This is a genomic window from Micromonospora sp. NPDC023888, from assembly GCF_040639415.1.
Classification (GTDB): domain Bacteria; phylum Actinomycetota; class Actinomycetes; order Mycobacteriales; family Micromonosporaceae; genus Micromonospora.
The window spans coordinates 103,749-116,789 of record NZ_JBEZZW010000024.1; the positions used below are offsets into that span (position 1 = coordinate 103,749).

At 71.5% G+C, this 13,041-nt stretch carries 9 protein-coding genes; 1 reads left to right on the forward strand and 8 read right to left on the reverse strand.

From position 1 onward, the window contains the following. Positions 1–843, forward strand: coding sequence for an S-methyl-5'-thioadenosine phosphorylase (locus AB0F61_RS21550; RefSeq protein ID WP_357812317.1), 843 nt, complete (start codon positions 1–3; stop codon positions 841–843). A 64-nt stretch (positions 844–907) separates the two neighbouring features. Here the strand turns inward: AB0F61_RS21550 and AB0F61_RS21555 are convergent, their stop codons facing one another. The 8 genes from AB0F61_RS21555 to AB0F61_RS21590 are packed head-to-tail and all read right to left on the reverse strand — an operon-like array spanning position 908 to position 13,020. After that, positions 908–1,759, reverse strand: a complete 852-nt coding sequence (locus AB0F61_RS21555; RefSeq protein WP_357812320.1) for a fumarylacetoacetate hydrolase family protein — start codon at positions 1,757–1,759, stop codon at positions 908–910. Further along, a complete protein-coding gene (locus AB0F61_RS21560) occupies positions 1,756–2,739 on the reverse strand; it encodes a class I SAM-dependent methyltransferase (RefSeq protein WP_357812322.1) in 984 nt (327 codons plus the stop codon). The genes AB0F61_RS21555 and AB0F61_RS21560 overlap by 4 nt, the downstream gene beginning before the upstream one ends. Positions 2,740–2,759: 20 nt before the next feature. Continuing rightward, the gene (gene dmpG / locus AB0F61_RS21565) at positions 2,760–3,806 is read right to left on the reverse strand and encodes a 4-hydroxy-2-oxovalerate aldolase (protein WP_357812324.1); all 1,047 of its coding nucleotides are present in this window, start codon (positions 3,804–3,806) and stop codon (positions 2,760–2,762) included. After that, entirely contained in the window at positions 3,803–4,693 is an 891-nt protein-coding gene (locus tag AB0F61_RS21570; RefSeq protein WP_357812326.1) for an acetaldehyde dehydrogenase (acetylating), read from the reverse strand. The genes dmpG and AB0F61_RS21570 overlap by 4 nt, the downstream gene beginning before the upstream one ends. After that, the gene (locus AB0F61_RS21575; RefSeq protein WP_357812328.1) at positions 4,690–5,811 is read right to left on the reverse strand and encodes a tryptophan dimethylallyltransferase family protein; all 1,122 of its coding nucleotides are present in this window, start codon (positions 5,809–5,811) and stop codon (positions 4,690–4,692) included. The genes AB0F61_RS21570 and AB0F61_RS21575 overlap by 4 nt, the downstream gene beginning before the upstream one ends. Positions 5,812–5,854: 43 nt before the next feature. Continuing rightward, on the reverse strand, positions 5,855–6,424 hold the full coding sequence (gene idi / locus AB0F61_RS21580; RefSeq protein ID WP_357812330.1) for an isopentenyl-diphosphate Delta-isomerase: 570 nt from the start codon (positions 6,422–6,424) through the stop codon (positions 5,855–5,857). A 21-nt stretch (positions 6,425–6,445) separates the two neighbouring features. Beyond that, complete coding sequence (locus tag AB0F61_RS21585; protein ID WP_357812332.1) at positions 6,446–6,661, reverse strand: MbtH family protein; 216 nt, start codon at positions 6,659–6,661, stop codon at positions 6,446–6,448. After that, a complete protein-coding gene (locus AB0F61_RS21590) occupies positions 6,661–13,020 on the reverse strand; it encodes an amino acid adenylation domain-containing protein (RefSeq protein ID WP_357812334.1) in 6,360 nt (2,119 codons plus the stop codon). Before AB0F61_RS21590 ends, AB0F61_RS21585 begins: the two co-directional genes overlap by 1 nt. Positions 13,021–13,041 lie beyond the last annotated feature (21 nt).

Below are 13,041 nucleotides of genomic sequence, written 5' to 3' on the forward strand. Positions count from 1 at the left end.
ATGTCACAAGGTACGACCTCCGCGCCGATCGGCGTGATCGGCGGATCCGGTTTCTACGAGTTCCTCGACGACGCCAGTGAGGTCACCGTCGACACCCCGTACGGACCGCCGAGCGACTCGCTGTCCGTCGGGAGCGTCGCCGGCCGACAGGTGGTGTTCCTGCCCCGCCACGGGCGTCGGCACAGCCTTCCCCCGCACCGCATCAACTACCGGGCCAACCTGTGGGCGCTGCGCACGGTCGGCGTCCGCCAGGTGCTCGCGCCGGGGGCCGTGGGTGGCCTGCGACCGGAGTTGGGTCCCGGCGCTCTCGTCGTACCGGATCAACTGGTCGACCGGACCAATGGCCGCGAGCAGACCTACTACGACGGGCGGCTGCGCCCGGACGGGCAACTTCCCGGGGTCGTCCACGTGCCGTTCGCCGACCCCTACTGTCCGGTCGGGCGCGCCACGGTCCTCGACGTCGCCCGCACCGCCGGTTGGCGACCGGTCGACGGCGGCACCATGGTCGTCATCGAGGGGCCGCGCTTCTCCACCCGTGCCGAATCACTGTGGTACGGCAAGCAGGGCTGGTCGGTCGTCGGCATGACCGGTCACCCCGAAGCGGTGCTGGCACGCGAACTGGCACTGTGTTACACCGCGCTGTCGCTGGTGACCGACCTCGACTCGGGCGTCGAGGTCGGTCAGGGCGTCACCCAGCAGGAGGTGTTCACGGTCTTCGCGCGAAACATCGACCGTCTGCGCGTCCTGCTCGGCGACGCGGTGCGGGCGTTGCCACCGGAGCAGGACGGCTGCCCGTGCGGACAGGCTCTGGCCGGTACGCAGAGCGGCATCACGCTCCCCTGACCACCGGGGCGGGGGCGTCCACGGCGGCCGGCGCGGCCGATCTCACGACTGCCTGACCGTCTCATCAACCGGTGGCGACCCCACCGGCGCTGACCTCGCGGTCGATCGTCGTCATCGACACCGACCCCAGGACGCCGAACGACGCGTGCACCGCCTGCCCCGGCACCAGATCCACCGCGTCGGACCAGGAGCCGGCCAGCACGAGCTCACCGGCGCTGATCCCGGTGCCGAACCCCGCCAGGATCCGGGCCAGGCACGCCACCGACTCCGCGGGGTGCCCCATGACCGCAGAGCCGTACCCGGTGTGCTCGGCGACGGCGGACGCGTCTGTGCTGTGCCCGGCGTCGCCGATGCGCAGCACCATCCGCGCCGCCGCGAGGTCGGTCGTGTCCGGCGGGACACCGGCGCCGACCACGACCGCCGCCGAGGACGCGTTGTCGGCGACGGTGTCCACGAGTGAGATCTTCCAGGCCTCGATCCGGCTGTCGAGCACCTCCAGGACCGGGCAGACCTCCGTGGTGGCGTCGAGGACGTCCTGGGCCGTGACGGCCGAGCCGCTCAGGTCCCGGCCGATCCGGAACGCGATCTCGCCCTCGACCTTCGGTGCGATGAACGTCCGCACGTCCAGGGCGACGCCGTCGGGCAGCAGCATGCGGTCGGTGAGATAGCCGAAATCGGGATGGTCGATGGCGAACATCCGCTGGATCGCCTCGCTGGTCGCGCCGATCTTGAGCCCGGTCAGCCGGGCGCCCCCGGCCAGTTCGAGCGCCCGGATCTCACGCTGGATCGCGTACGCGTCGGCCAGATCGAGCCCCGGGTGCCGGACCGACAGGGGTGGCACCGGTCGGCGGGTCCGGGCGGCCTCCCAGAGCTCCACGGCGAGGTCGCGGAGCAGCGTTGACGCGACGGCCGTCATCTGGTCGCCACGAAGAGCCGGCCGCCGGGCAGGCCGATCGGCACCATCCTGGTCGTCGAGAAACCGGCCGCCTCGAACGTGTCCAGCCACTCCTGCTCGGTGGGAAGGACGACGCTCATGAAGGTGGCGTGCAGGTAGGTGAAGAGCGCGCTGAACGTGCGCTCCTCGGGTTGCCGCGCGTAGGCGACGGCGTCGGCCACGGCGAGGAACCCGCCCGGAGCCAGCGCGTCGCGCAGAGCGCCCAGAACGCCGAGGGCGATGCGGCGGTCGGCCACGATGTCGTGCATGACGTAGCAGGCCAGGATGGCTTCCGCGCCCGCGACCGGCCCGGGGTCGTCGACAAGCGACTCGATCTGCCGCTCGACGACCGTCAGCCGGTCGTGCACCCCGCCGGCGAGCGCGGCCTGCCGCGCCGCGGCACAGGCGGCGCCGCTGCTGTCGACAGCCGTGCCGGTCCGCGCCGGGTCCTCCTGCAACAGCCTGATGAGCAGTCCACCGGCGCCCGCACCGAGGTCGGCCACCCGCAGCGCGCCGGACGCCGCCACCTGCTCGATGAGCTGCGGGTAGAACGCACGCGCACCGATCCACCGCGAGCTGACCGCGACCCGCCGCCCGTTGCGCCGATGGACCTCGGCGGCCCCGGCCGGGTCGGTCAGGAACGCGCGGGCGTTGTCGATGAACGGGCCGTTCGCGTTCATCGCCCAGGACACGTACCCGGCCTGGTAGCGCAGTTCGGGGTAGTCGGCGGCCACCTGGAAGGTGCCCGGGACCTCGGCCTGGACGATCAGGCCGGCGGCGAGCAGCGCCCCCAGGTACCCGTCGATGCCGGCGACCGGGACGTCGACGACCTTGGCCACGTCCGCGGCGCTGAACGGCTCCTCGGCGTCCAGCACCTGGTCGACTCCGATCTCGGCGCCGATCTGCAACAGTGCGGCGACAGCGGCCACATCTGCCACGGATTCCGAAACTCTCCGTTCCATGATTCCCCCACCCCTACACGTCAGATGTGGTCTACGAAGGCGTGCGTCAGATCCGCGGGCGCCCGCTCGGCGGCGAGGGCCATGGCGACCTCGATGATGGTGTCCTCCTGGCCGGCCACCACCCGCCGGCGGCCCAGTTCGAGCAGGATCTCGCGCGGGTCGACGTCGAAGCGCCGGCTGGCTCGCCGGACCGGTGCCGCGAACCCGGAGAACACCCCGGCGATGCCGCTGGCGATGGTGACGCTGTCGTTTGTCGGAACATGTTTCACGAACCGCGCCTCGGCGGTGTCCGCCGCGTCCAACGCGCCGAACAGCGTGATCCGCGCGTCCACCTGCTGCACGTGCAGGTTGGCGGCGACCAGTTCGATAGGGGCGTTGCCCGCCCCGGCGCCGAAGCCGCGTGCCGTGACGTCCACGATGGACGCTCCCGCCTGGATCGCGGTCATGCTGTTGATCACCGACAGGCCGAGGTTGTTGTGGGCGTGGAAGCCGATCGCGATGTCGAGCCGCTCGACCAGCTCGCCGACCTTCTCGCGGACCATCTCCGGGGTGTACGCGCCGGCCGAGTCCATCAGCACGACCGCCTCGGCGCCGTAGTCCTGCATGAGCCGTGCCTGCTCGACCAACTCCTCGGCCGACGCCATGTGGCTCATCAGGAGCAGGCCCTTCACGGTGACGCCCATCGCCCGCAGCATCGTGATCTGCTGGCGGGTGACGTCGGCCTCGGTGCAGTGCGCGCCCACCCGGACCTCGTCGACGCCGCAGTCGAGGGCGGGTTTGAGGTCGCGTTCGACGCTGGCGAAGCCGGGGATGGACAGCACACCCAGTCGGGAGTTACGCAGCTCGGCCTTCGCTGCGCGCAGCATCTCCGCGTCACTGATGGCGGCGATGCCGACCTGGATGGAGGAGGCGCCGAGCCCGTTGCCGTGCCCGACCTCGACGACGTCCACCCCGGCCGCCTCCGCCGCTCGGGCGTACGCGCTGATGTCCGTGCGGCCGAGCCGGTGGGCGACGGCGTGGTTGCCGTCGCGTAGCGTCGAGTCGCAGATCTGTAGCTGCACGCTCATGAGTGCCTCCGCCCGCTGCGGGCTTCCGCTGCGGCGACGGCGGCGCAGGTGATGATGTCCAGATTTCCGGCGTAGCGCGGGAAGTAGTCGCCCCGCCCCTCGACCTCGACGGTGAGCAGGTAGCGGTCTCCGGTGGCGGTCGGCGGCACCACGACCCGGTACCCGGGAACGTACGAGCGGATCTGCTTCTCCATCGTGGTGACCGAGTCCCGCAGGGCGTCGATGTCGATCCGCTCGGAGGTGGAGACCGCGATGGTGTTGCGCATGACGATGCCCGGGTCGGCCGGGTTGATGATCAACACGGTCTTGGTCCGCGTGGTGCTGCAGAACTCGGCGGTGGCCTGTTCCGTGGTGTGCACATACTCGTCGAGATTCGCCCGGGAGGCCGGGCCGACGCTGGCCGAGGCACTCGCCGAGACGATCTCCAGGTAGTCGACGTGGCCCGCGATCTGGGTGATGCACCGCGCCATCGGCACTGCGGCCTGCCCGCCGCAGGTCACCATGCTGAGGTACTGCTCGTCGAGGCAGTCCTCGAGGTTGAGCGCGGGTACGCAGAACTTGCCCTGGTTCGCCGGTGTGAGGTCGATGAACGGCAGCCCCAGCGGCTCGACGACGGCCCAGTGCCGGGTGGCGTCCCCGGCCGAGGTCCCGTCGAACACCAGATCGATGTCGTCGGCCGCGTCGACCACGGCGTCGATGCCGCCGGTGCTGGTGGTCACCCCGAGACCGCGGGCCAAGTTGATGCCTGGCGAATCAGCCCGCCGCCCGGCGAACAGGACGCAGGTCAGCAGCGGGGACGCCGCCACCTTCAGGAGCAGATCGGTGCCGATGTTCCCGGTCCCCACGATGGCGGTCCGTAGCGGAACGGGATGCATCTGCGTACTCATTCGGTTCTTCCTCTCGCAATGGCCTGGCCACCGAGGTGATCCTGTTGGCTCACGCCGAGCGGCGGAGGATTCACGTCGTGCATCTCCGGCGACAGGTAGACCTTGACCCGGGGGCGGACCCGGCCGGGCTGCCAGGAGATGTAGTTGTGGATCCCGGTCCCGGCGTCCAGCCCGCGGTGCGCGATGTCGGCGAGCACGCTGTCGTAGCGGTGCAGCGCCTGCGGCCACGCGGCCAGGGCCCGGTGTACCCGCCGCCGGACCTCACCGTCGTGCTCGGCGTATGTCCACAACGGCACGTAGAGGGTGGCCGCGGTGCGTTCGAACGTCTGCGCGTCGAGCAGCGACAGGCAGGTGACGGCCGGCTGGTCGATGAAGCGGCGGCGGCCGTCGGTCATGGTCTTGCAGAACGCGCGCACTTCCCCCGGCTCGAAGCCCGGGTACGCCTTGAGCACGGCCGCCACCTCCTCGACGTCCGCCGCGAAGTGCCGGAAGTACACCTTCACCCGGGCCGCGGGGTCGTCGGCCAGGTCGAGCGACAGCAGGAACGGCACGTCCTGCCCGACCCGGTGCAGGTGCGCCTGCACGACCGGCCACAGGTGCGTCGTGCCCATTCGCTCCAGGGCGGTGAACAGCAGGTCGAACGCGCCGTCCGGTCCGTTCGCGTCCAGGTAGAACCAGGCCTTGAACCGGATCGGCGCGCCGGCGCGGACCTCGGCGCCGTACATCGCGACATGCGGTCCGTGCGCGTCGTCGGGCAGGAGCCGGTCCGCGACGGCCGACCACCGGCTCGTGCCGGCGCCGTACCGCCCCGCCAGCAGCGGCATGATGGCCCGCGCCGCGACCGGGTCACGGGCCGGCACGCCCGCGGTCAGCGGCTCCATGGCGAACTGGAGTGCGGGTGCGTGTCCGTCCAACTCGACGGCGTACTCCACCGGCGACCCGTCGGGTGACACGTCGGACAGGGGTAGGTCGTTGGTGCCGGCGGCACCCCAGTGCTCGGTCATGGCCCGGAACGCCGCGACGAACTCCGTCCCGCTGGCTCCCAGTTGCAGGGTCCGTGCCGTGTTCTCCAATATCCTGGCGCAGGCGTCTCGGACCGTCGCCGAATACTCGGTCAACCCGGTTCTCCTTGTCAGAATCCACGTCGAGGCGCGGGGTGGCTCAACGCCACGCGTCCAGATGAAGGTCTGCCACTCGTCCCGTCTCGGCGACGCGTCCGATCACTGCCGGAAACCACACCGAGAACTCCAGCCGGTCCCGCATGTCCCGCAGTTGCCCCGGTGTGACAACCGTCCACTCCGCGACCTCCGCGGGATCGGGTCGCGGCTCGTCCCGGAAGCGGCCCACGAACACGTGGTTGAACTCGCGCTCGATGAGGCCCGACTTCGGGTCCGGCAACGCGTAGCGAACGGTGCCGACGGCCGAGAGACCGACCGGCGCGATGCCCAACTCCTCCTGGACCCGCCGGGTGGCCGCGACGGCCGGTGCCTCCCCGGGGCCGGGGTGGCCGCAGCAGGTGTTGGACCACACACCCGGCGAGTGGTACTTGCCCAGCGCCCGCCGCTGTAGCAGCAGGCGCCCCTCGTCGTCGAAGAGGAACACGGAGAACGCCCGGTGCAGATGGCCGGGACTCGTGTGGGCGGCCAGCTTGTCGAGCACCCCGACGGTCTGTCCTGTGGTGTCCACCAGCTCGAGCAGGTCACGTCCCTCATCCGGGGCGCTCCCGCTCACGTCGTTGTTCGTGAGCAACGGTCAGGACCCCTCATCCATGGCGCGGACCAGGCTCCGCGGCCGCATGTCGGTCCAGTTCTGCTCGACGTAGTCGAGGCACACCTGGTAGCTGTCCTCGGGATGGGCGACTGTCCACCCTGCCGGCACGTCGACGGTCACCGGCCACATCGAGTACTGACCCTCGTCGTTGACCAGCACCAGGAACCGGCCCTCGGTGTCGTCGAACGGGTTACCCATCAGTTCTCCTCCTTGGTTGTGGCGTTGGCGGCGATGGCGGCCCGCAGATGCTGCTCGAGGATCGGGCCGATCTGCTGGAGCGCCTTCGGCGCCATGATCGTGCTGTGACTGGTCGGGATCGGGTGGTACGTGATCTCGCCGCCGACGAAGTCCCGCCAGGCCTCGGGGTCGAGCACCCGCTCCGGTTCCTCGGCCGCACCGAAGATCAGCATGTCGGCCTCGACCCGCGTCGTGCGGTGTCTGGTGCCGATCGAGATGTTGCGGTGCAGAATCGCCATGAGCAGTTGGAACTCGTCCTCGGCGACGTTGCCCAGGACCGTGTTGGTGGTCCGGGCCAGCTCCGAGAACTGGGCGAAGGTGAGGTTGCCGCTCGGCAGGGCCGCCGGGTCGACGCCCAGCACTTCGAGGATGCCCGTGTAGACCTTGGCGGTGGCCTCGATGACCTGCGTCTGCTCGTGTTCGCTCAACGGCCGGGACGGCTCCGAGTCGAGCGCCACGATGAGCCCGACCTTTTCCCCGGCGGCCTCCAGACGGGCCGCCATGGCCTGCGCCACGACTCCGCCGAACGACTGCCCGAGCAGGTAGTACGGCCCGGTCTTCTGCACCTGACGCATCTCCTCGATGCAGTCGTCGGCCACCTGGATCAGCGACTCCGGAAGCTCGTCCGGGTGGCTCAGCGCGCGGGACTGCAGCCCGTAGACCGGGAAGTCGGGGCTCAGGTGCAGCAGCAGATCCGCGTAGGACCAGCAGATCGCCGCCCCCGGGTGGATGCAGAACAACGGCGGCAGGCTACCCCCGGTCCGCAGCGGCAGAAGCACGTCGAAGGCCCGGTCGGTGCCGTCCGAGCCGAGCTGCTCGGCCAACTGCGCGACGGTGGGGCCGGCGAAGAACGTCCGGATCGGGATCTCCGTACCCAGCACCTCGGCGATCCGGGCGATCAGCTTGTTCGCCAGCAACGAGTGGCCGCCGAGGTCGAAGAAGTTGTCCTCGACGCCGATCTGGCCCAGGCCCAGCACCTCGGCGAACAGGCCGCAGAGGATCTCCTCCTGCGGGGTACGCGGTCCGCGACCCACCGGCGCCGCGATCTGCGGAGTGGGCAGCGCGCCCCGGTCCACCTTGCCGTTCGGGGTGAGCGGAAGGTCCTCGATCGCCACCACCGCCGCCGGCACCAGGTGCTCGGGCAGCGACCTGCGCAGGTCCTCCCGGATGCCGGTGACGTCCGCGTCGGGCTGAGCCGGCACGACGTACCCGAACAGGGCCAGCTCATTTTGACGGTCGGCCCGTACGGTCACCGCGGCTCGCGCCACCGCCGGGTGCTCGGCCAGCGCGGCCTCCACCTCGCCGGGCTCCACCCGCATCCCGCGGATCTTCACCTGCTCGTCGGTGCGGCCCACGTACTCCAGCTCGAACGCGTAGGTGAGGCGGCCGAGGTCGCCGGTCCGGTACATCCGTGACCCGCGCGGGCCGTACGGGTCGGCGACGAACCGGCTCGCGGTCAGCCCAGGGCGGTGCAGGTATCCGCGGCCGACGGCGGGACCGGCCACGTACAGCTCACCGTCGATGCCGGGTGGCACGATCCGCAGGGCCTCGTCGAGGACGTACACCCGCATCCCCTGGTTCGGCCGGCCCACCGTGACGCGCCCGCCGTCCAGGGGGTCGGTCATCGTGCACGCGATGGTCGTCTCGGTCTGGCCGTACACGTTGATCATGCGCCGTCCCGGCGACCAGCGCGCCGCGAGGTCGGGGGTCAGCACCTCGCCGCCGAGCATCAGGCCACGCAGGTCGGTGAGCCGGCCCGCCGCGTCGGCCGGCATGCTGGCCAGCACCGACGGCAGTGTCACCAGGTGGGTGATGCGCTTCTCGGCCAGCACCCGGGCCAGCGCCGCGCCCGCGATCAGCCCCGGCTCGGGCAACACCAGCGTCCCGTTCGCGGCGAACGCCACGACGAAGTCCATGATCGAGGCGTCGAAGCTCGGCGAGGAGAGCTGCAGGACCCGGCTGCCCGGCTCGAATCCCCAGCGCTGCCGCCAGGCGTCACTGGCGTCGGCCAGGCCCGCGTGGGTGATCACGGCGCCCTTGGGCCGGCCGGTCGAGCCGGAGGTGTAGATGACGTAGGCCGGATGGTCGAGGCCGAGAGCGGCCGTCCGGTCCCGGTCGGTCAGATCGGTGCCCGGCCGGCTCTCCCACCGCGCCACGGTGTCCGGGTCGTCGACGTCGACCACCGGCTGGTCCGCGCCGAGGCGGGCAGCTCCTGCGGTATCCGTCACGACCAGCTTCGGCCGGGCGTCAGCGCAGAGGTACGCCACCCGGTCGGCCGGGTAGGTCGGGTCGATCGGCAGGTACGCCGCCCCGCTCTTGGCGATGGCCAGGATCGTGACGACCTGCCGGATGCTGCGCGGCAGCAGCACGGCGACACGGTCCTCCGGGCCGGCGCCGCGGTCGACCAGCTCCCGCGCCATCCGGTTGGCCCGGCTGTTCAGCTCGGCGTACGTGATGCTGGCCGCGCCGTCGGTCACGGCCGTCGCGGACGGCGCGGACGCGGCCCAGGTTTCGAAGAGCTGCGGCAGGGTGCCCGCAACCGGCGCGGCGTCGTTGTCCAATTCGAGTCCTCCGATGGGTTGGTCGGGCGAGTCGGCGACCTCGTGCAGCAACTGGCCGAACTCGTCGAGGAAGGCGTCGACGGTCGAGCCGTCGTAGAGGTCGGTGGCGTACTCGACGACGAGGATCAGCCCGGCGGGCGCGCCGTGATCGTCGAACGTCTCGATCGCGTTGACGGACAGATCCACCCGGGACACCCCGGTCTCGACCCCGTCGAGCTGCGGTCGCGCGGTCAGCCCAGCCAGCTCGAACTCGGCTTCCGGCGTGTTCTGCAGAACGAGCTGCACCTGGAAGAGCGGGTGCTGCGCGGGCGACCGGTCCGGGTTGAGCTTCTCCACCAGGTGGTCGAAGGGCACGTCCTGATGGGCGTACGCGGCCAGGCTGGTGTCCCGCACCTGCTCCAACAGCCGGGTGAAGCTGGGGCCGCCGGAGGTGTCGATGCGCAGCACGAGCGTGTTGATGAAGAAGCCGACCAGGTCGTCGAGGGCGTCGTCGACGCGTCCCGCGACCGCCGCACCGACCGGGATGTCCGTGCCGGCCCCGCTGCGGCTCAGTTGCGCGCCGAGCGCCGCCTGCAACGCCATGTACAGGGTGGATCCGTTGCGTCGGGCCAGCGCACGCAGCGCCTGGTGCAGGTCCGCGTCGAGATTGCGGGTCAGCGTGGCACCCCGGTGGCTGGCCACAGCCGGGCGCGGCCGGTCGGCCGGCAACGTCACCAGCCGCGGCAGGCCGGACAGCTTGTCGCGCCAGTAGGCGAGCTGGCGGCTGAGCCGGCTGTCCGGGTCGGCCTCGTCGCCCAGCGTCCGGCGCTGCCAGAGGGCGAAGTCGGCGTACTGCACCGGCAGCGGCGTCCAGTCCGGGGCGCGGCCGGCCGCGCGATGCTCGTACGCCGTGGTCAGGTCCCGGGCCAGCGGCCGCATCGACCAGCCGTCCACCGCGACGTGGTGCACGACCAGCAGCAGCACCCACTCGTCGCGGCCGGTGGTGAACAGCCACGCCCGCACCGGGATCTCCCGGGACAGGTCGAACTCGTGCCGGGAGGCGTCCCGGAGCACCTGCGTCAGGTCACTCTCGGACACCGCACGCACCGGCAGGTCGATGCCGACGGGGTCCAGGATCTGCTGGTACGGCTCCCCGCGCCGCTCAGCGAAGACCGTGCGCAGCACCTCGTGGCGAGCGAGCACGTCGCCGAGGGCGGCCCGCATCGCGGCCACGTCGAGCGCGCCGGACATCCGCACCGCCAGCGGCGAGTTGTACGTCGCCGACGGCCCCTCCAGCTTCTGCATGAACCAGAGCCGCTGCTGCGCGAAGGACAACGGGAGGATCTCCGGCCGCGGCGCTGGTTCGAGCGCGGGTGCCGCCTGGCCCGACCCGTGTGCCAGAACCGTGGCGAGTTGGGCGGGCGTCGACGCCGCGAACACCTGCTGCAACGGCACCTCGATGCCGAGCACGGCACGGATCCGACTGGTCAGCCGGGTGGCCAGCAGCGAGTGGCCGCCGAGGTCGAAGAAGCTCTCGTCGACCCCGACGCGGGGCAGGCCGAGCAGGTCGGCGTACAGCTCGCAGAGGATCTCCTGGTACGGGTCGCGCGGCCCGCGCTCCTCGGTCGTGGTGGCGACGGCCTCGGGTTCTGGCAGCGCCCTGCGGTCGATCTTGCCGTTCGGGGTGAGCGGAATCCGCTCGATCGGCGTGATGGTGGCCGGCACCAGGTGGTCGGGCAGCAACAGCTTGATCGTGGCGCGCAGCTCGGACACCTGCTCACCGGCGGTGCGGGCGACCCCGGGCACGTTGGCGACAACGTCCGGGCTGCCCGGACGGTAGACGTCGGTGAGCGGCTCGTCCTCGCCGGCGGCGAGCAGCACCACGTCGTACCCGTCCCAGTCCCGCGACGACCAGGTGGGGACCGCGCGCCAGCCGCGGTCGGCGGCCCAGCGGCGTACCTGTTCGGGGTGCAGCCGGGCGGCGGCGGCGCCGGCCAGCCGCGGGTTCGGTATCCGGGTCAGGCGGGTCGGGACCGTCACCTCCTCCAGGTCGGAGACGTCCCGGCCCCAGACCAGCTCGGGCAGGTCACCGACCGGTCGGGTCGCGCCGGTGTGCAGCACCACCTCGTACCGGTAGGCGGTCAGCTCGTTGTCCGCGCTGCCCCGTTTGAGCAGCACCTCGACGCCGGTGGCCCGCGGATGGCGGAAGGCGGTGAAGAACTCGGGCGCGAGCAGCAGTTCCTTCTCGATCGCCACCGCGTGGTCCACCATCGACGAGCCGGCGCCGGGGTTGCGGAACTCCTGCACCGCCGCGTGCATCGCCCGCAGCAGGCCGTGGTGCCGCACGTCGCCGACGATCAACCGGCCGCCGTCGGCCAGCAGGTCGAGTGCCTTGGCGAGCACGTCGCGCAGGTAGTCCGCGCTCGGGAAGTACTGGACGACCGAGTTCAGCACGATCGTGTCGAAGTGGCCGCGCGGTAGCCCCGACACGTCGTGGGCCGGCTGGCACCGCAGGTGCGCGTGCTCCCAGCCGCGTTCGGCGGCGTACCCCCGGAGTCGCTCGACGGCGGCCGCCGAGAAGTCCGTGGCCCAGTACTCCTCGGTCCGCTCGATCAGTGGGACCATCACGAGGCCGGAGCCCGCGCCGATCTCCAGGACCCGGCGCGGGCCGAACCGGGCGATCTGCTCCACCGCGGACCGCTGCCACTCGCGCATCTGCTCGATCGGGATCGGCGTACCGGTGAACGAGCTGTTCCAGCCCGCGAAGTCCGCGCCCGGCTCGCGCGCCAGACCGCTGTAGACCTGGTGGTAGATGCTGCGCCACTCGTCGAGTTGGTCGTCGACCTCGGTCGCGGAACCCTGGTCGGCAAGCACGACGTAGGCGGCGAGCGAGACGGCACCGGAACGGTCCGGCCGTGGCACCACGACGGCCCGCGCCACCGAGGGCTGCGCGGCGAGGACGCGTTCCACCTCGCCCGGCTCCACCCGGAAGCCGCGGATCTTCACCTGCTCGTCGGAGCGGCCGAGGTATTCCAACTCCCCGTCGGCGTTCCAGCGGACCACGTCGCCGGTGCGGTACATCCGCGACCCGGCCGGGCCGTACGGATCAGCGAGGAACCGGGAAGCCGTGAGGCCGGGGCGTGACCGGTAGCCGCGGGCCACCCCGGCACCGGCGATGTACAGCTCGCCCGGCACCCCCGGCGCGACCAGCGCGAGCATCTCGTCCAGTACGTACAGCCGGGTCCCGAGCGCCGGTTTACCTATCGACACCGGGGGTTCGTGCAGGTCGCCGGTCTGGCTGGCGACGACTGTCGACTCGGTCGGCCCGTACGCGTTCACCATCCGGCGGCCGGGCGCCCAGCTGCGCAGCAGCTCCGGTGGGCAGGCCTCGGCACCGACGATGAGGGTGCGGAAGTCGGTCAGGGTCTGCGGCGCGTCGGCCGGCAGGGTGCTCAGCACCGACGGCGGGATCAACGCGTGGGTGATCCGGTGATCGGCCAGCGCCCGCGCCAGCTCGTCGCCGGCCAGCCGGTCCGCCGAGGCGATCACCAGCGCGGCGCCGGAATCCCAGGCCCAGACCAGCTCCAGCACCGCGGCGTCGAAACTCGGCGACGAGGCCTGCAGAATGCGGCTGTCCGGGTCGGCGGCGCAGCGCTGACGCAGCGTGGCAGCGAGACCGCCGAGCCCGCGGTGGGTGACCACGACGCCCTTGGGCTGCCCCGTCGAACCCGACGTGTAAATCACATACGCCGGATGATCCACCCCCACCACCGGACACACCGGAGCAACCTCCGGCCACCC

Bases quoted from the DNA above. Each gene is read 5' to 3' on its own strand.
- AB0F61_RS21550 (WP_357812317.1), top strand. From the start codon at position 1: ATGTCACAAGGTACGACCTCCGCGCCGATCGGCGTGATCGGCGGATCC.
- AB0F61_RS21555 (WP_357812320.1), bottom strand. From the start codon at position 1,759: ATGACGGCCGTCGCGTCAACGCTGCTCCGCGACCTCGCCGTGGAGCTC.
- AB0F61_RS21560 (WP_357812322.1), bottom strand. From the start codon at position 2,739: ATGGAACGGAGAGTTTCGGAATCCGTGGCAGATGTGGCCGCTGTCGCC.
- dmpG (WP_357812324.1), bottom strand. From the start codon at position 3,806: ATGAGCGTGCAGCTACAGATCTGCGACTCGACGCTACGCGACGGCAAC.
- AB0F61_RS21570 (WP_357812326.1), bottom strand. From the start codon at position 4,693: ATGAGTACGCAGATGCATCCCGTTCCGCTACGGACCGCCATCGTGGGG.
- AB0F61_RS21585 (WP_357812332.1), bottom strand. From the start codon at position 6,661: ATGGGTAACCCGTTCGACGACACCGAGGGCCGGTTCCTGGTGCTGGTC.